Origin of the sequence: Pseudomonas cichorii (assembly GCF_003700275.1) — a bacterium.
GTDB classification, from domain to species: domain Bacteria; phylum Pseudomonadota; class Gammaproteobacteria; order Pseudomonadales; family Pseudomonadaceae; genus Aquipseudomonas; species Aquipseudomonas cichorii_B.
The window spans coordinates 21,937-39,410 of the sequence record NZ_RBRE01000061.1; the positions used below are offsets into that span (position 1 = coordinate 21,937).

Annotated in this window: 16 protein-coding genes, 1 other RNA gene and 1 pseudogene; 5 read left to right on the top strand and 13 right to left on the bottom strand. The window is 60.1% G+C overall.

Annotated elements, in window-relative coordinates; translation table 11 throughout:
• Entirely contained in the window at positions 1-675 is a 675-nt protein-coding gene (locus ALQ04_RS17000; protein WP_122316923.1) for a M48 family metallopeptidase, read from the top strand.
• Here ALQ04_RS17000 and ALQ04_RS27300 read toward each other — a convergent pair.
• The 12 genes from ALQ04_RS27300 to ALQ04_RS17065 all read right to left on the bottom strand — a co-directional run bounded on the left by ALQ04_RS27300 (position 637) and on the right by ALQ04_RS17065 (position 14,688).
• Positions 637-972, bottom strand: coding sequence for a hypothetical protein (locus ALQ04_RS27300; RefSeq protein WP_259645030.1), 336 nt, complete (start codon positions 970-972; stop codon positions 637-639). The two genes, ALQ04_RS17000 and ALQ04_RS27300, sit on opposite strands and share 39 nt — an antisense overlap.
• Positions 969-1,949: an integrase domain-containing protein gene (locus ALQ04_RS17010; protein ID WP_122316992.1), complete on the bottom strand. Its 981-nt coding sequence runs from the start codon at positions 1,947-1,949 to the stop codon at positions 969-971. The genes ALQ04_RS27300 and ALQ04_RS17010 overlap by 4 nt, the downstream gene beginning before the upstream one ends.
• Positions 1,927-2,286, bottom strand: coding sequence for a hypothetical protein (locus ALQ04_RS17015; RefSeq protein WP_122316924.1), 360 nt, complete (start codon positions 2,284-2,286; stop codon positions 1,927-1,929). Before ALQ04_RS17015 ends, ALQ04_RS17010 begins: the two co-directional genes overlap by 23 nt.
• Positions 2,270-3,670: a YfjI family protein gene (locus tag ALQ04_RS17020; protein ID WP_122316925.1), complete on the bottom strand. Its 1,401-nt coding sequence runs from the start codon at positions 3,668-3,670 to the stop codon at positions 2,270-2,272. The genes ALQ04_RS17015 and ALQ04_RS17020 overlap by 17 nt, the downstream gene beginning before the upstream one ends.
• Positions 3,671-4,701: 1,031 nt before the next feature.
• On the bottom strand, positions 4,702-5,958 hold the full coding sequence (locus ALQ04_RS17030; protein ID WP_122316926.1) for an integrase domain-containing protein: 1,257 nt from the start codon (positions 5,956-5,958) through the stop codon (positions 4,702-4,704).
• A 187-nt stretch (positions 5,959-6,145) separates the two neighbouring features.
• Positions 6,146-6,537: a transfer-messenger RNA gene (gene ssrA, locus ALQ04_RS17035) on the bottom strand.
• A gap of 112 nt (positions 6,538-6,649) precedes the next feature.
• On the bottom strand, positions 6,650-6,937 hold the full coding sequence (locus ALQ04_RS17040) for a hypothetical protein (RefSeq protein WP_117184056.1): 288 nt from the start codon (positions 6,935-6,937) through the stop codon (positions 6,650-6,652).
• 175 nt (positions 6,938-7,112) lie between these two features.
• Complete coding sequence (locus ALQ04_RS17045; RefSeq protein ID WP_122316927.1) at positions 7,113-9,941, bottom strand: FAD-binding and (Fe-S)-binding domain-containing protein; 2,829 nt, start codon at positions 9,939-9,941, stop codon at positions 7,113-7,115.
• Entirely contained in the window at positions 9,938-10,609 is a 672-nt protein-coding gene (locus tag ALQ04_RS17050) for a lactate utilization protein (RefSeq protein ID WP_122316928.1), read from the bottom strand. The genes ALQ04_RS17045 and ALQ04_RS17050 overlap by 4 nt, the downstream gene beginning before the upstream one ends.
• Positions 10,609-12,066 carry a LutB/LldF family L-lactate oxidation iron-sulfur protein gene (locus ALQ04_RS17055; protein WP_122316929.1) on the bottom strand — a complete coding sequence of 486 codons (1,458 nt, stop codon included), beginning with the start codon at positions 12,064-12,066 and terminating at the stop codon, positions 10,609-10,611. Before ALQ04_RS17055 ends, ALQ04_RS17050 begins: the two co-directional genes overlap by 1 nt.
• The gene (locus ALQ04_RS17060) at positions 12,063-12,887 is read right to left on the bottom strand and encodes a (Fe-S)-binding protein (RefSeq protein ID WP_122316930.1); all 825 of its coding nucleotides are present in this window, start codon (positions 12,885-12,887) and stop codon (positions 12,063-12,065) included. Before ALQ04_RS17060 ends, ALQ04_RS17055 begins: the two co-directional genes overlap by 4 nt.
• Positions 12,888-12,993: 106 nt before the next feature.
• Positions 12,994-14,688, bottom strand: coding sequence for a lactate permease LctP family transporter (locus ALQ04_RS17065; protein ID WP_122316931.1), 1,695 nt, complete (start codon positions 14,686-14,688; stop codon positions 12,994-12,996).
• 392 nt (positions 14,689-15,080) lie between these two features.
• Between ALQ04_RS17065 and ALQ04_RS17070 the strand changes: the two genes are divergently transcribed.
• Entirely contained in the window at positions 15,081-15,848 is a 768-nt protein-coding gene (locus ALQ04_RS17070) for a GntR family transcriptional regulator (RefSeq protein ID WP_122316932.1), read from the top strand.
• A gap of 74 nt (positions 15,849-15,922) precedes the next feature.
• Here ALQ04_RS17070 and smpB read toward each other — a convergent pair whose 3' ends face one another.
• Positions 15,923-16,405 (bottom strand): SsrA-binding protein SmpB, encoded by a 483-nt coding sequence (smpB, locus tag ALQ04_RS17075; RefSeq protein ID WP_122316933.1) that lies wholly within the window; start codon positions 16,403-16,405, stop codon positions 15,923-15,925.
• A gap of 135 nt (positions 16,406-16,540) precedes the next feature.
• Here smpB and ALQ04_RS17080 point away from each other — a divergent pair.
• From ALQ04_RS17080 to ALQ04_RS17090, 3 genes and pseudogenes are all read left to right on the top strand, one after another.
• A pseudogene (locus tag ALQ04_RS17080) lies at positions 16,541-16,697 on the top strand (sodium-dependent transporter); the annotation flags it as partial.
• Between the two features lie 7 nt (positions 16,698-16,704).
• Entirely contained in the window at positions 16,705-17,139 is a 435-nt protein-coding gene (locus ALQ04_RS17085) for a type II toxin-antitoxin system RatA family toxin (RefSeq protein WP_122316934.1), read from the top strand.
• The gene (locus tag ALQ04_RS17090; protein WP_122316935.1) at positions 17,132-17,446 is read left to right on the top strand and encodes an RnfH family protein; all 315 of its coding nucleotides are present in this window, start codon (positions 17,132-17,134) and stop codon (positions 17,444-17,446) included. The genes ALQ04_RS17085 and ALQ04_RS17090 overlap by 8 nt, the downstream gene beginning before the upstream one ends.
• Positions 17,447-17,474: the final 28 nt, after the last annotated feature.

A 17,474-nucleotide genomic window follows, 5' to 3' on the forward strand; every position in this document is an offset into this window, starting at 1 on the left:
ATGGAACTGGCCTATAAAGTTGTCTACTCGAAGCGCAAGAGCCTAACCATCTCGGTCGAGCGTGACCGCTCTATTGTGGTAAAAGCGCCGGAAGGGACAACGCTAGAAAAGATCCATCAGATCGTGGAGTCGCGCAAGTTGTGGCTCTACGAAAAGACCCGCCATGCGCAGAAATACAGCCCGCTGCCAGATCCGCCGGGAAAGGAGCTGGTGTCCGGAGAGTCCCTGCCCTATCTGGGGCGGCAATACCGAATTGAGCTGGTGGCAGGAGCTGGTGGCATTCGCTTCGAGCAGAAATTTTTGGTGCCGCAAGCGCTGGCGGGAAAATCTGCGGCATTCCGAAAATGGTTCGTGGCGCGCGCCGAGGAAAAAATACTGCCGCGCGTGAAGATATATGCCAACAATCTCGGTGTCACCTACAAGGAAGCCAAAATCGGGGACGGCAAGTACCGCTGGGGCTCATGTACACCGAACGACAACGTGATCTTCAACTGGCGCTTGATCAAAGCTCCTATGTTCGTGATCGACTATATAGTCGTACATGAGCTGGCCCACCTTATCGAACCTAACCACACGCCCCGTTTTTGGAACATCGTAAACGCTCAGGCGCCAACAATGGAGAAAGCCAAGGCGTGGCTACAGAAGCATGGCGCACTGCTGGAGCAGGATATTTGATATTGCCGCGGCGGTCGGTGGGTTGGCCACTCGTTTATGATCTTTCCCTACTCGCTTCCAGATCAATACGGCAGTGAGTTGGTAGTAGTACCGGGTGGCATCTGAGTGATTTTTAAGATGTTGAGTCAAAAACCAGCGAAGGTGCTTGGGCTGCCATGTCCAGGGATTGTCTCGTTGCCATCGCTGTTGGATGGCTGCTTGCATGATTCGGGCTTGCCGTAAGTGTCGTTGCTGCGTGGCCTTCGAGCCACTCAGTACACCGCTCAGGAACAGTGCCATATCGAAGGGCTTGGTCACGCTCGGCCTCCAATGTAGGCCGAAACCACATCGAGGCGGTGATGACCGAGCTCAAGGCTGATTTGCTGACGCGCCTGTCGATCTAGTTCGCGGTCAATGCGATAGCAGTGACCACCATTGACCGGTGCGGCGTGGCCAGTGAGCTGCTCGTAACGCTCGCAGGCGTAGGCTGCTCGCAGTTCATGAAAGCCCTTCAGCTCTTGTTCATGCAGCACTTCGCGGGCGGGGAGTACGGTCTGTTGCAGGAACGCAGCGTAGCTTTCGTCGCGGGCCAGCAAGTTGCGGCTGCCGGTTGGCGACGCATGACGAGCCAACTGCAGCGCCGCCTTCACCTCTTCATTCGCCACGACCCATCGCGGCGCTGACGCGCCTGAGCGGTCGCCTTTGGTGCCGTCCTGGATGTTGATGCGGCCGAGGCGCTCGGCTTCGCGTTGCAAGCGTGGCAGGTCAGCCAGAATCGCCTCGCGCAGGCGCATACCGGTTTCTCGAGCCAAACGGACAATCGCCGCCACCCGCTCATGTTGCCGTTCGCCAAGCACCTCAAGCACTCGCCGCACTTGTTGGCGGTCTTGGCCATCCGGCGCGCGGGTGCGTACGCTCGAGCGCAGCAGTCCTAACGCCTGGCTCGGACTGGCGATCCTCACGTCCTGATCACCGCGCAGCGCAGCGAGGGTGCGGTTGACGCTGCTCAGGCGGTTCTGCGCGGTAGCGATGCAGAGTTCACCTTGCTGGATCTGCTGGCGCAGGTAAGCGGCGTAGTCTTGCAGCGTCCGTCGATCGATCTGACGTGCATCGTTGTAACCGGGGCCTCCCTCGGACCGACACCAACGCACGAACGCTTGCCAGCGATCGCTATGCGCTTTGACCGTGGCGAAGTGGCCACCGGCAAACAAATCCTTTAGCGCTTGCGGGCCGGCATAACTAAGCTGGCGGCCGTAGCCAAAGTTGCGACCATCACGCCGACCGACCAGAGCCATCGTCATCACCGTTTTCGTTTGTTTGCAGAAAGAGCAGCAGGGCTTTCCAGTGAGGGCTGAGCCTGTCCACCTGCTGCCATTGTGTCGGACGGATCAGGAGGGTGTTCTCGTGGTGTTGCAGCAGCGCCCCTTCCTCACGCAGTTGCTCGATCAGCAGGGCGAGATTGGCAGGGTCTAGAGGTGGTGTGGCGACAGCGGCGACAGTGGCGACAACCGGCGTCGTTTCTGGCCTAGCGCGTGGCGACAGGGTGGCGACAGAGACGGCGACACGCCGCGATTCTGGCTGTGGTTGATGTTGCGCCTGGTAGCGGCGCACCGCGTCATTGAGGCGGAACATGGCGGACCTCGAAGGTTCTTCCATCGCGACTGCTCAACCAGCGATGAGTGATCAGTACGACCAATAAAGAGGCGGTATGGTCAGCGCTCTTGCGGGCAAAACGAGGGCCGTTGCGATTGATGTCACGGATGCTGAAGTGGGTCCAACCTTTCTGTACCAGCCAGCGCAGCAGCCGATCCGCCTCTTCGTATCGCCTATTGACTGGCTCCTGTTCGGTCAGGCGCTGAATCTCGGCCAGGTAGTAATCCATCAACGTGGAGGCGCGCTGGATGTGTGCTTCGTCCAACGCACTGGCCTCTTCAACCATGGCCAGCACGCCCGCGATACGCAGTACGTTTGCCGCCGCCTTGCTCGCGACAGGCTGGACGCCGGCCAGCTCGCCGAACTCGCCAGACTGGCACTCGATGGTGTCGTGAATATCAATCCAGGCTCGGCGGGCACGGGACGTCAGCTCCAGCGCGGCAGGATTGAGTGAGCCATCCTTGTGGAGTGACCAGGGCTTTTGCAGTAGGGCGGTGATTCGTTGTTGGTAGCGCTGGACTTTGGCATCTCGGGTCAGGTCGATTGCCTTGTAGAGACGCTGGCCGGCCAGGCGCTCGGGCCAACTGATCAGGCAGCGGCCGAGGATGCCTTGGCCATTGATCACCGGGTCTTTGAACAGCTGGTTGGCCAGGTAGGGCTGCAGCATCAGATGCAGGCTGAGGCGGCGGTCATAGGCGCGCAGGCTTTCTCCGGCCATAGAGCGGGTCCGGTCGATAGGGCTGCCATCCCACAGTGTCGACAAGGTGGTGATCGCCTTGAGCAGATTCTCTTTGCTCATGGTGCTGCTGCCCAAGAACTGTCCACCTTCATCATTGAACAAGCCCATGCTGGGCAAGCCATGGCACAGACTTTTGACTAGGGCCTCAATGGTGGGCTCGGCAATGATCAGTCTCGGCGGTACCGGCTCGGATAGTTCACCGCCTTCCGTCTCCGCGTGCTTCTTTGAGGTTTTGGGTTTGGCCATGATGCTGGTAGCGGCGCGATAAGCTTTGAGCTTTTCCGCATACAGGGTCCACTGTTGCCGCTCCCAGTCGCGCGCCGCCCTTAATGCCAGGTGATCCACCGCGCTTTTGCGATCCCCCGAGGACGCCACCGTCAGTAGGTAGAGGGACAGCGGATAGGTTCGGCCATCGAGTTGGACATTGGCATGCCCCTGACTCACCAGAGCAGCGCTGGCCAACACTGATTGTGCAGCCATGGCGCAGGGCACGCCGATCACCTCTGCCAGTCGCTCGACCGCAGGGCCCAACAGATCCCCGAGTGCTTCGACCGGGTAGGGCAGTGGCGCCTGCTGGTATTCCAGCAATGGTTGTGGGGGCTCGAACGCTTCACACAGTTGCATCGCCATTCTCCTGAGATGATCGACTTCGTCCTCACTCATCCCGCCACGGTTGCTGAGTGTTATCAGGGATCAAGGTCCCTGCGACCTGTGAGGTTTGTCCACTGACGCGGGACTGGCGGCTCCTTACGACCGGGAGCTTGGGCATCTCATGATCTGGCCTCCTGAACACTTCCGCAGAAGTGGGCGGGTGGAAGCTGCGCTGGCTGACGAGACCGGCGCCGCGAGATCCTGAGTCGGGTGAAGGCAGCGAGGTGATGACCGGGGCATGCCTGACTGTCAGTCAGGTGCAGTCCATTTCTTGGGCTGCGGCACCATCATCGGCATCGCTGCGGTGAGTGAGCATTCGGTGTTTGTCACGCCGATTGTCACGAGGGGGAAAGCCGCCAAGCCCCATGCGAGCAGGGCTGCAGCAGTGTGAAATGCGCCCGTCTCTTTAGGGGCAAAGAGACGGGCGAAAGGTTGGCGCAAGAAATGGCCAAGCAGATAAGTTGCTGCAGAGCAGCCAGGAGGGGGGCATGAGTTGCCGCAGTGGGCATTCTGGAAGAAGTGGCATCCATCACATCGCTGTGACCGTGCGAGCCGCCGGACGCTAATCGCACTTGGGGGAGAACCACCACGGTGTGGCGTAGCCTCAAAGGTTCTGGCTACCTGGGTGCTGTCGAGGACAGCTCTGGTACGGTTCTGGTTTAGCGCTCGTTCTGCTCGCGGTCAACCGTATTTTGGGAGCAGCTCTTGCGTCAATCGGTAGCGCTGGAAGATCTTGGAGTCCGGTGGTTTTCCATGGCCGGGTGGTTGTTCGTCGGTTTTTAATGTGAGCCCACGCGAGTGGGAATGCGGAGCCTTCCCGCTCGCGTGGGCTTGGCCGAGAAAGCCCCAGGAGAGAGGCTTGCAACGGCGACAGTCGCCACTTCTGTCGCCATGCTGCAGACCAGGTATTACGCGGGTTGTCGCCGGTGTCGCCGCTGTCGCCAAATCAACCATCACTCCATCTGGGGAGTCATTCTCGGTTACTGGCGGCGTCCGGTGAGCGCTCACCGTATCGGCACGATGTTGTGGTCCCTGGTTTGATTGATCGCAGATGCCGACAGGTTGCCAGTGGCCGCTTTCTGGATGTGCTCACTCCACCAGGCCATCATCGGACGCCGGCGTTCGATGTAGTCAGCTCGGTTGTAAGCGCTTCGGACTTCATCCTTGTCGACATGCGCCAGCGCGACTTCGATCAGCTCCGGATCCCAGCCATGCTCGTTCAGGATGGTGCTGGCCATGGAGCGCATGCCGTGGCTGACCAAGCGGTCCTGGAAGCCCATGCGTTTCAACGCCATGTTGGCAGTCTGGCTGTTGGCGTGGGTGCGCGGATTTCTATCTGCCGGGAACACGTATTCCCTGTGACCACTGTGGGGTTTGAGCGCCTCCAGTAACGCGAGTGCCTGTTCGGTCAGCGGGATGGCGTGCGGACGACGCTTCTTCATGCGCTCCGGCGGGATGGTCCAGATGCGTTTGTCGAAGTCGATATCTGCCCAGCGGGTGGTAGCCGCTTCGGCAGGACGGGTCATGGTGTGCAGTTGCCATTCGATCAGGCAGCGGGTGATCCGCTTGATGCTGGCGTTCGCGATTTCGATCATGAGCTCGGAAAGCTCATCGGGTCGTAGCGCGGCCATGTTCTGTTTTTTGGGTTTCTTGAATACCGCCCGAATGCCACTGAGGGGGTTAGAGAAAATCAGCCCGGAGTTTACCCCGTAGGTCATGATCTCGTTGAGTCGTTGGCTCAGTCGCTTCACTGTCTCGAGGCTACCTTTGGCCTCGATTGGGCGAAGCAGTTCGATGACCATCGGTGCGGTAATTTTCGAGAGCGGCGTTGTTTTCAGGTCTGGAAATACATGCAGCGTGAGCGAGCGCCAAATGTCTTCGGCGTAGGCCGGCGTGACGGAGTCCTTCTTTAGCTCGAACCAGGCGGTGGCCACGTTCTCGAACGTATGTTCCGTTTCTGCGCGCTTGGCTTCATTCAGCGTGTTGCGCTGCACCTTCGGATCGATGCCCAGGGCGAGCAGCTCGCGCGCTTCGACTGCCTTCTTTCGTGCGTTCGCCAGTGACAGTTCGGGGTAGGTCCCGAAGCCGATGTTGATGCGCTTTTTGGTGAGCGGTTCGCGGTAGTTGAAATTCCACAGCAACGAGCCGTTGCTGCGTACGCGGAGCTGCAAACCGTCACCGTCAGTGAGGACGTAATCCTTGGACGCAGGTTTGACTCCCTTGAGCTGTCGATCGGAGAGGCGGAGGTTTTGAGCAGGCATGAGATTGTCCTCAGGCACTGATTCGGTATTCCAAAGATTAGCACCGGATGGGGTGGAATACCGTCTGGAATACCCAAATGGCTGGAACTCAAAAACTCTTAAAAGACCGGAAAAGCGCTGGAGGCCGCGTATTCACTGGATTTCAGGCACAAAAAAAGACGTCCGTGGACGTCTTTAGATGATGAAGTGGTGGAGCCGGGGGGATTTGAACCCCCGTCCGCCAGTACTCCGCTGTCGGTACTACATGCTTAGCCGTGTCTATTAAGTTAACCCTCAGCGACCCGACGGGCAGGGTGCTTTGGGCGAGTTGCGTAAGTTTTAGTCGCTTCGTCCACAACGTACTAGGCGACGATCCTGTTCTATATGACAATCATTTCGGGTTTACAGGCATCCCCTGATGATTGCTGGAGCCGAAGCTACCAGAAGGAAGGCTAGCGCCGCTTACGCAGCGAGAGCGTATTCCCCGTAGGTTTCGTCATTGGCAACTATAGAAAGTTGCAACAGTGGATTTACGACTTCTGTTACCAAGTCGGCATGCACCTAAAGTTTCATCACCGGCGTCGAATCCTAATCGGCCCCGAGACTGCTTTCGCAGCCATTGGGCGGGAGTCTACGCCAATTGCGTCGGCGCGTCGACCCGCGTCTTGCGCTGCCGGTCAGGCCAGCGCTCTGACTGGCCTGACCGGGCAATTTACTTGCTGCCGCCTTCGCTGCCCGAACCGATGTTTTTCAGTTCGGTGATGGCCTGGGTGGTGAGCTCCACGCAGGTCTTGTTGTCGCCCTTGGCCTGGGCGGCGCGTGCGTCGGTTTCGGTTTTGGCCAGGGACTGCTTGAGGTCGGGGCTCAGGTTGGCATTGGTGGAAACCTGGGCATCCTTGATGGTTTGCAGGTTGCTGCCACACAGATCGTCGGCAGCAAACACCGGGGAAGCCAGCATGACAGAGCTGAGGAGCAGTCCAGTCAGGGCGGTACGCTTCATATTTCTCTCCTTGATTGCCGGTCGCTTGGGCGGTCGCCCAGGGATTGGGTAAACCCGTTCAAGTAGGGCTTAAAAGGATGGACTGTGCGCAATCGCAGGGGTTCTATTTATTTTCATGTTGTACGCCAGGGGCGGATTCGTGAAGGCATTGGCTTCTTCGCGGATAAATCCGCTCCTACGGGTTGGGGCCTGGTGAGCGGGTTTTGGCCCGGGTTACCCGGTCCACGAGGTAGACGAGGCTGTGATAGTCGATGCCGCCGTGCTGCGACAGGCCGATTTCACAGGTGCGGCTGGTGGAGATGCCTTCGTTGCAGTGCTGCACCGCGTCCTTGAGGGTGCGCAATGAATGGGCGTTGAGTTCCGGGGTGGTGAAGCCTTTGTCGCCGGCAAAGCCGCAGCAATGTATGCCTTCCGGGATGACCACGTTGATGCTGCACAGGCGCGCCAGTTCGATCAGCGCCTGGCTTTCGCCCAGGTGCTGGGTGCTGCAGGTAACGTGGACGGCGATGGGTTCCTGTTGCGGGGTGAAGGTGAGTTTGTCCAGCAGGTGAGTGCGGATGAAACGCACCGGGTCGTAAAGGTCCAGACGGGTGTCCTTGAGGTCCTGTAGCAGGCGCAAGGTGCAAGGGCTGGTGTCGCAATAGATCGGATCAAGCCCGCCGCGGCTGGCTTTGCTCAGTGCGGCCAGCAGTTCCTGGCGTTTGTCGTCGGCCTGTTGGTTATAGCCCTTGGAGGCGAAGGGTTGGCCGCAGCACAGGCTGTCCTGATTGTCCGGGAATATCACTTGATAACCGGCCTTTTCCAGCAGGCCACGGGTCTTGTCGAGCAGCGAGGTCTGTTCCCGATCACCGGCTGCCGGTCCCATCACGCGGGACACGCAGGCGGCCAGATACACGACTCGCGGGCGTTGATCCTCGACCGCCGGGGTGAAGCGAATGGCCTGTTCAGGTTGTGGCATGGCGGGTATCCATTGCGGGATGCGCCCGGCAGAAGCCTTGCTCAATGTGGCCGACAGTTTTGTCAGACGCGGCGCGCCAAGCAGCATCCGTGCGCCATTGGCCGCATGCAGGGTGAAGCGTGCGCCCAGCAAGGCAGTCTTGAAGTTACGGGCCAGCCAGGTAGCGGTTTTGCCATGAGTGGCTGCCTGGCTGCGCAGTTTCTTGACCAGTTCACCGGTGTTGATGCCGACCGGGCAACGCTGGGCGCACAGGCCCGTGGCGGCGCAGGTTTCGATGCCTTGATAGTGGTAGTCGTGTTCCAGTTTTTGGGTGTCGGCCCCGGCGCGCTTTTTCGCCTGAATGTCGCGCCAGATGACGATGCGTTGCCGTGGGCTCAGGGTCAGTCCTTTGGACGGGCAGACCGGTTCACAAAAGCCGCACTCGATGCATTTGTCGATGATTTCGTCGGCGGCCGGCAATGGCTTGAGGTGTTTCAAGTGGATCTGCGGGTCGTTGCTGAGCACCACGTCCGGGTTGAGAATGCCGCTGGGGTCGAGCAGGCGTTTGAGTTGCCACATCAGTTGATAGGCGTCGCTGCCCCATTCCTTCTCGACGAAAGGCGCCATGTTGCGCCCGGTGCCGTGTTCAGCCTTGAGCGAGCCGCCGAACTCCACGGCCACCAGTTCTGCCACGTCATCCATGAACGCCTGATAGCGGGCGATTTCTTCCGGGTTGTTGAAACCCTGGGTGAAGACGAAGTGCAGATTGCCCTCCAGCGCGTGGCCGAACAGGATGGCTTCGTCGTAGTGATGTTTGTCGAACAGGTCGATCAGGCGCCGCACGCCAAGCGCCAGTTGTTCGACCGGAAAGGTGACGTCTTCGATGATGACCGTGGTGCCGGTCTGGCGCACGGCGCCGACGGCGGGAAAGGTGTCTTTGCGGATGGCCCAGAGCCGGGTGTTTTCCAGCGGGTCTTCGGTGAAGTCGACCTGTTTCTCGACCGGGAAGGCCGCCAGTGACGCCATGATTTGCGCCAGTTGTTCATGCAGCAGAACGCTGGACGCGGCACGGGCTTCGATCAGCAGGGCGCAGGCGTTGGCCGAGAGTTCGCGGACAAAGGCCGGCATGCCGGGTTTGTCCTGCACCGAGCGCATGCTGCGCCGATCCAGCAGCTCGACGGCGGCGACCGGCTGGCTCTTGAGCACGGTCACGGCGTGGCAGCAGGTTTCCACGTCCGGGAAGACGATCAGCGCCGAAGCCTTGTATGGGTGATCGGGCACGGTGTTGTAGGTCACGGCGCTGATAAAGCCCAGCGTGCCTTCGGAGCCGACCAGCAGGTGGCTGAGGATATCCAGTGGCTCGTCGAAATCCACCAGGGCGTTGAGTGACAGGCCGGTGGTGTTTTTCAGGCGGTATTTGTGGCGAATTCTCGCGGCCAGTTCGGTGTTGGCGCGGGTGTCGCGGCCCAGGTGAGCGAGCTGTTCCAGCAGCGCGGCATGGCTGGTGCGAAAGGCTTCCACGCTGGCGGGGTCTTCGGTGTCCAGGCGCGTGCCATCGGCCAGAACCAGGCGGATTCCGGCCAGGGTGTGATAGGTGTTCTGTGCGGTGCCGCAGCACATGCCGCTGGCGTTGTTGGCGACGATGCCGCCGATCTTGCAGGCGTTGATCGAGGCCGGGTCCGGGCCGATCTTGCGTCCGAATGGTGCCAGCCAGGCATTGGCCTGTGCGCCGATCACGCCGGGTTGCAGGCGAATCTGCGCACCTTGTTCGCGGACTTCCCGGGCGTTCCAGTTCTCGCCCAATACCAGCAATACCGAATCGCTGATGGCCTGGCCGGACAGGCTGGTGCCAGCGGCGCGAAAGGTCACCGGGACTTTTTCGGTCTGGGCCAGCTTGAGCAGGGCCACCACTTCGTCTTCGGATTCGACACGGATCACCAGTTTCGGGATCAGGCGATAGAAACTGGCGTCAGTGCCAAAGGCCAGGGTTGCCAGCGGATCATCGAAGCGCCGCGGCTCGGGGATCAGACGCTGGACTTCGTGCATAAAGGCGGCGGGCAGGCTCATGCGTCCTCCACGATCAGTACCACAAGGTCCTTGGGGCCGTGAGCGCCATAGGCCAGCACTTGCTCGATGTCTGCGGTCTTCGACGGGCCGGACACCAGCAGGGCGTTGGTTGGCATGCCGCCCGCCCAGTTCTGTTGTGTCTGGGCTTCGCAGAGGTTGTTGTAGATCTCGCTGGCCTTGAGCAGGACGAAATGTACGGGCGGCACCAGGCTCATCAGGCGCGGCTCTTCACGGGTGGGCCAGATGATCAGGCTGCCGGTCGCAGCAATTGCGCCCACGGTGCCGGTGAAGCTGGCTGGCGTGTCATCGAACAGTTCCTGCTTCCACTCTTCGATGGGCCGGTCGTACGTCTTGAGCGGCGGCAGTCGGGAAGTGGTGGCCCAATGTTCGCTGATACGCTGGCCATGCTCTGTGCCGGGCGCGATCAGCAGGCTGGGCAACTGCCGGTCATGCACCAGTTCGCCCAGCCGGGTCGGCCAGTTCGCTGCGCTGCACAGATGGATTTCGGTGTGCACGGCTTCCATCAGTTTGCGTAGCTGGGCGACCCGCTCTTCGGGCGCATAGCTCCAGGGTTCGGTTACCAGGGCTTCATTGAAGTTGTCAGCAATCGGCGTCGTCCCTGTCAGGCTCTGACGCAGCTTGGCGAGGATGTTTTGCTTGGCGTTCATCAGAGTTCTCCAGCCTGCTTTTTCAGGTGTTCGCGGGCCATTTCATGCAGAGAACGGGCAGCGGGTTTCGGGGCACTATGGTTCTGGGTCCAGGGGCCGACATTGCCGGGCGTCAGGCTGCGCAGGCGCGTGGCCATGAGCGCGAATGCTTTATAGAGGCCAGGCGAGGTGTTGAGCTTCGCCCAGGCATTCCAGATCAAGCGTTCCTTGCGCGAGTACTTGCGGCCCTGATCGCGCATGACTCTGTAGGGCGCGTCGGGTGCCTTGACGTTTTCTTCGCGCAGACGACGCAGCAAGGCCGGAATCGGGATTTTTACCGGGCAGACTTCACCGCAGGCGCCGCACAGCGAGGACGCGCTGGGATGGTCCGGCACCTTCGACAGGCCGGCCATGTGCGGGGTGATGATCTTGCCGATGGGGCCGGGATAGACCTCGCCGTAGGTGTGGCCGCCGACACGGGTGTAGACCGGGCAGTGATTCATGCAGGCGCCGCAGCGAATGCAGTTCAGGGTCTGGCGCAGTTCGCTGTCGGCGAAGGCCTGGGTGCGACCGTTGTCCAGCAGCACCAGATGCACTTCCTGCGGGCCGTCCATCTCGTGGGCCTTGCGCGGGCCGGAGATCATGTTGACGTAAGTGGTGATCGGGATGCCCAGCGCCGAGCGGGTCAGCAGCGACAGCAGGGGGATGGTGTCGCGCAGGTTTTCGACGACTTTCTCGATGCCGGTCACGGCGATGTGCACGGGCGGCACGCTGGTGACCATGCGCCCGTTGCCTTCGTTTTCCACCAGCAGCAGGGTGCCGGTTTCGGCAATCGCAAAGTTGACCCCGGAGACGCCGATATCGGCCTCGAAGAATTTCTGGCGTAGCACGCGGCGACCGATCTGGATCAACTGGTCGACGTCGGTGGTGTAATCCACGCCCAGTTTTTCCTGGAACAGTTTGCCGACCTGGCCGGCGTTCTTGTGGATGGCTGGCATGATGATGTGCGAGGGTTTTTCGTGGTCCATCTGCACGATGTATTCGCCCATGTCCGCTTCCAGGCACTCGACGCCGCGCTCGCCGAGGAAGTCGTTCATTTCCATCTCTTCGCTGACCATCGATTTGCCTTTGATCACTTGCCTGGCTTCGTGGGCGGTGACGATGGACAGCACGATGTCATTGGCCTGCTCGACGGTTTCGGCCCAGTGCACGTGCACGCCGTTGCGGATCAGGTTGCGTTCCAGTTGCTCCAATAGATCCGGCAGTTTGGACAGGGCCCGTGCGCGGATGGCATTGCCCAGTTCGCGCAGGTCTTCGCGTTCTTCCGGGTCGCTGAATGCGGCGGCGCGCTTGGTCATCAGCGAATCCATGGCGCGCCGGAAGTTGCCACGCAATTGCGCGTCGCCGAGGGCCTGATGGGCGCGAGAGCGGAAGTCCGTTTCTACTTCCACGGCCGGGATGCGGGTTTGTGTGTTCATGGCTGACCTCCGGTGCGTTGCCACAGGAAGCTGGCCAGATGCAGGCCGCGTATCGAGGCGCGTTGTTTTTCCAGCGCGCCGTTGATGTTCATCAGGCAGCCGCAATCGGCGGTGAGGATCTGATCGGCGCCGGACTCCTGCAAGGCACGAGTCTTGTCGGCGACCATCGCCCCGGAAATGTCCGGCATGCGGACGCTGAATGTCCCGCCGAAGCCGCAGCATTCGCTTTCATGGTCATGCTCGACGCGCTGCACATTGCTCAGTTGTGCCAGCAGTTCGCGGGCATGCAGGTGGGTATTCATTTCGCGGCGCGCCGAGCAGGACGTGTGCAGGGCGATCCTGATCGGCTGGCCTTGATCATTCAACTGCGCCTTGCAGACGAACAGCAGGAATTCGGTCAGTTCATAGGTGCGGGCGGCGAGGGCGCGTACCTGTTCCAGGGTGTGTGGTTCGTCCTTGAACAGTTCAGGGTAATGCTCGCGAAACATTCCGGCACAGGAGCCGGACGGCACGATCACCGGATAGTCACCGGCAAACAGTGCCAGTTGCGCGCGTGCCACTTGCCGGGCCTGATCGGTGTAGCCGCTGGTGTAGGCCGGCTGCCCGCAGCAGCTTTGTCCTTGCGGGTAATCGACCGCGATGCCTTCGCGTTCCAGCAGGTGGATGGCATCCATCCCGGCATCGGGAAAAAACAGGTCGACCACGCACGTGCCGAACAGGTAGACCCGTTGCGGTTTTTCCGTCGGGTATTGGCGTGGCGCATGCCGTGCTGGCGCGACACGGGTGGCATTGGGTGATGCGTTGTAGAAAAGCTCGCTCATCAGGCGTTTCTCCGGGTGGGCCCGGTTATCCGTTCGGTAGCCGATCGGATCATGAATGGCTGACGCCGGACGGTCAGGCCGGCGTCAGGAGTGCATGTTTCTAAGATTAGTGAACCAGCATGCCGGTGAACCAGTACGCCTGGGCATACGTGATGCAGCCCACGATGGTCGCGAAAAACAGGCTGTGCTTGAGGGTGAAGCGGAACAGGTCCGATTCCTTGCCGACCAGCCCGGTCGCGGCACAGGCCACTGCGATGGATTGCGGCGAGATCATCTTGCCGGTTACGCCGCCGCTGGAGTTGGCGGCGACCATCAGTACATCGCTGACACCGATCTGGTGGGCGGTGGTGGCCTGCAGGGAACCGAACAGCGCATTCGCCGAGGTATCGGAGCCGGTCAGGAACACCCCCAGCCAGCCGAGGAACGGCGAGAAGAACGGGAACGCCGAGCCTGTCCCGGCCAGCACCAGCGCCAGGGTCGAGGACATGCCCGAGTAGTTCATGACGAAGGCGAAAGCCAGCACCATGCCGATGGACACAATGGCCCAGCGCAGCTCGATCAGCGTTTCTTTAAAAGTGGTCAGACCAATCTTCGGGCTGATGCGCAGCACGACCATGGCCAGGATCGCCGAGAACAGAATCGCGGTGCCCGAGGCGGCGATCAGGTCGAACTTGTAGACCGCTGGCATGGCGGTGGCCTTGGCCACGATGGGAGCACCCTTGATCACCAGTTGGTCCAGATACGGCACTGCGATATTGATGGTCCAGGCTTGCAGGGCGCCACCGGCAGCGAACATCGCCTTGAACGGCTTGAGCGTCCAGACTGTGACCATGGCGGTCAGGATCAGGAACGGCGACCAGGCCTTGATGATCTGCCCAAGGCTGTAAGGCGATTTGACGCTGGTGCGTGGCTGGCCGAAACCGCCGGGACTGCCGCCCGCGATAGCTGCCGAGCCACCGCTGACTGCAACCGTGTCGGAAGCGCGCTGCGGTTGCCAGACTTTCAGGAACAGGGTCAGCGAAACGATACTGACCAGTGCCGAAGTGATGTCCGGCAGTTCGGGGCCGATGAAGTTGGAGGTCAGGTACTGGGTGATCGCAAAGGTGAGGCCTGCAATCAGCGCGGCTGGCCAGGTTTCCTTGACGCCTCGCACACCGTCCATCATGAACATCAGCCAGAACGGCACGAACACTGACAGCAGCGGCAACTGGCGGCCCGCCATGGCGCCGATCTTGAACGCATCGATCCCCGAAACCTGGCCGGCAACAATGATCGGGATGCCCAGCGCGCCAAAGGCCACCGGCGCAGTGTTGGCGATCAGGCACAGGCCTGCGGCATATAGAGGATTGAGGCCGAGCCCGACCAGCAGGGCGGCGGTAATCGCCACCGGCGCGCCGAATCCGGCAGCGCCTTCGAGGAATGCACCGAAACAGAAGCCGATCAGCAGCACTTGCAGGCGCTGGTCATCGGTAATCGCCATGACCGAGCTGCGGATGATCTCGAACTGACCGCTCTTGACGGTCAGTTTGTAGAGAAAGACCGCCGCGACGATGATCCAGGCGATGGGCCACAAGCCATAGGCGAAGCCGTAGCCAGCGGCTGCCAGGGCCATGCCGGTCGGCATCTGGAAAGCGAAGATTGCCACCAGGACCGACAGCGCCAGGGTAATGCTGCCCGCGATATGGCCTTTGAGCCGGAACACGGCCAGTGCCAGAAAGAAGAACACGATGGGAATGAGCGCAGCGGCGGCGGAAAGGCCCAGGCTGCCCAGAGGTGTATAGAGTTGTTGCCAAGTCTGCATGTAGGTGGCCCCTAATTGTTTTTGGTAAGGCCCGGTGTTCTGTTCGTGCGTGCATGGCTTCGATTCGGCATCACGGTAGGTGAGCGCCTGGCCGATATGGATGAACGAGTCGCACAGTTCACCAGCTCAAGCCTTCCTGATCGGAAGGTCTTGCAGCGCGATGGAGGTCAGCCATCAATCGCTGGCATTGGATAATTGGTAATACCAATTTACAATGTCTGATCGCTAGGTTAAAAGCCTTGCCATTGATGTGTCAATTTGTCTCGTCAGGTCTTTTGTCGGGCCTGCGCAAAAATGCGTCTGGCCTGCTGCATCTGGCAGGTGCCTGAAGGGCTGCGATCAGCCAGAATGTGTGCTCCCGGTAAAGAGCCGGGCGTGTGGAGTGAGGGGTTATGAGTTTTGATCAGGTGCGTCAGCGCCGTTTGTCTGACGATATTGTCGAGCAACTGGAAAGAATGATTCTTGAGGGCACGCTCAAGTCGGGCGGACGCTTGCCTGCCGAGCGCGCCCTGGCCGAACAGTTTGGTGTGTCGCGGCCTTCGCTGCGTGAGGCGATCCAGAAACTGACCGCCAAAGGGCTGCTGATCAGCCGCCAGGGTGGGGGCAACTACGTGGTCGAGAACCTCGGCTCGACGTTCAGTGACCCACTGCTGCATCTGTTGGAAAGCAGCCCTGATGCCCAGCGCGACCTGCTGGAGTTTCGGCATACTCTGGAGGCGTCATGCGCCTATTACGCCGCCATTCGCGCCACTGATGTCGACCGCGAGCGTCTGCGGGTGGCGTTCGATGCGTTGCAGGATTGCTACACCTGCACCGACGAAGTGAGCCGGGCCGAGGAGGGCGCTGCCGATGCGAGCTTTCACCTGGCGATTGCCGAGGCCAGCCATAACACGGTGCTGCTGCATACCATTCGCGGCTTGTTCGATCTGCTCAAGCGCAATGTGGTGATCAATATCGGCGGGATGTACCAGCAGCGTGCGGAAACCCGCGACATGCTCATCAAGCAGCATCGTGAGTTGTATATGGCGATTATCGAAGGACGCGCCGAGGATGCGCGTGAAGTATCCAGTCGTCACCTGACGTATGTGCAGGAAGTGCTGGAAGAAGTGCGGCAGCAGGTTCAACGCACGGCGAGGGCAGAGCGCCGCAACAAGATGTGATCGCTTGTTTGATTCATTCGCGGATAAATCCGCTCCCAACGGTATACCGCAGGAGCGAATTCATTCGCGAGGAATCAGTCGTCCTTGCCCTTGCTGCGCACGGCCCGCTGCAGTTCGCGATCCGAATCGCGTTCGCGCTCGGTATGGCGCTTGTCGTATTCCTTCTTGCCTTTACCCAGAGCGATTTCGCACTTGATCAAGTGCTGCTTCCAGTAAAGGGAAAGGGCGACGCAGGCATAACCTTTCTGCTGCACCGACGTGGTGAGCTTTTCAAGCTCGCGCTGGTTCAGCAACAGTTTGCGGGTGCGTGTCGGGTCAGCGATGACGTGTGTGCTGGCAGTCTTGAGCGGCGTGATATGGCTGCCCATCAGCCAGGCCTCGCCATCCTTGAGCAGCACATAACTGTCGACCAGCTGTACCTTGTTGGCACGCAGGCTTTTTACTTCCCAGCCAGCCAGGACCAGACCGGCCTCGAACTTGTGTTCGATGAAGTAATCGTGACGCGCCTTTTTATTTTGCGCGATGGTCCCTGTGGGATGTTTCTTGAGCTTAGCCATAGGGGCGGCATTATAGGCAGTTGCTTCAATGTCGGCTACGGGAAAGCGTGCGCTTGAGCACGAAGGATGAATCCCTGACAATGCGCGCTCCTGTACAGCGTTCACAGCCCTGCCATTCATACCCGGTAACGCGATGTCTGGTTGCCGTTGCGAGGTTTGTGTGTTGTGGTGCTTGCAGGTGGAATGAAGAGGCGTGCGCAATCTGCGGCTCTTCGGCCCGATATTCTTTTTGATGCGCTACGTGGCGCCGTTAGGCATTCTTGTGGTGTTTGCCGCTCAGCTTTGGAAATGACACTCACATGACTACGCATATTCAGCGTTCGGCTCTTTTGCCGTATCCGGCCGGTTTTCTGTACGACCTGGTCAATGATGTGGCTCGCTATTCCGAGTTTCTACCCTGGTGTTCCTCGGCGGTGGTGCTTGAAGAAAGCGAGACACACATGCGTGCAAGTCTGGAGGTCGCCAAAGGTGGCCTGAGTCAGAAATTTGTAACGCGCAATGTACTGGTGCCTGGAGAATCCATCGTGATGGATCTGGTTGAGGGGCCTTTCAACCAGTTGCACGGTGTCTGGACCTTCAAGCCACTGGGAGAGAAGGCCTGCAAGATCAGTCTGGACCTCACCTTCGATTATGCCGGCTCGATTGTCCGTGCGACCCTGGGGCCGCTGTTCAATCAGGCTGCCAATACGCTGGTGGATGCTTTCTGCCAGCGGGCCAAAGAACTGCATGCCTGATGAATTGATCGAGATCGAGGTGGTTCATGCTGCCGTCGATCGTCAGGTGTTGCTCAGCGTTGCCGTGCCTTTGGGTTCATCCGTGCAGCAGGCCCTGGGCGCGTCTGGCATCCAGGCGCAATTTCCTGAACTGGACCTGTCTCAATGCCCTGTCGGCATTTTCGGCAAGGTGGTGAAAGATCCTTCGGTGCGTTTGCTGGAGGCGGGTGATCGCATCGAGATCTATCGCCCGTTGCTGGCTGACCCGATGGAAGTGCGTCGTCTGCGTGCCGCCAAGGCGCGCTTGAACAGAGATGCCATGTCTTGATCCTGTAGATCGACAGACAACAAAAAGC